Raw genomic sequence first — 402 nt, 5'->3', positions numbered from 1 at the left:
CCTCCCGACAGTCGGCCGCCCAGCGGACCGCCGCGACCGGGTCGGGGGCGTGCACCGAGACCACCGCCGCGTCCGGGCGGGCCGCCGTGTACCCGGCGGCGGTGAGCCGCCGGTGGAACTCCGCCGCCACCCATCGGGCCCGGACGGGGAGTTCCGGTCCGGAACGCACCATCCGCAGGGCCTCCCTCGCGGCACCGACCGCGGCCGGGGCCAGCCCGGTGTCGAAGATGAAGGTGCGAGCGGTGTTGACCAGGTGCTCGATCACCCGGGCGGGACCGAGCACCGCCCCGCCCTGGGCACCCAGGGACTTGGAGAGTGTGACGGTGGCCACCACGTCGGGGGCGCCGGCGAGACCGGCGGCGTGCGGGGCGCCGCGCCCCCCGTCCCCGACCACCCCCAGGC

Annotated in this window: 1 protein-coding gene; it reads right to left on the bottom strand. The window is 78.4% G+C overall.

The window, feature by feature from the left end; genetic code table 11:
* Positions 1-402: aminotransferase class I/II-fold pyridoxal phosphate-dependent enzyme (locus FNQ90_RS26690; RefSeq protein WP_182608617.1), on the bottom strand; the 402-nt coding region annotated here is incomplete at both ends.

Source organism: Streptomyces alkaliphilus (assembly GCF_014141535.1).
Lineage (GTDB): Bacteria > Actinomycetota > Actinomycetes > Streptomycetales > Streptomycetaceae > Streptomyces > Streptomyces alkaliphilus.
The sequence above is the reverse complement of the archived record's forward strand: the minus strand, read 5'-3'. Positions and strand labels throughout refer to the sequence as shown.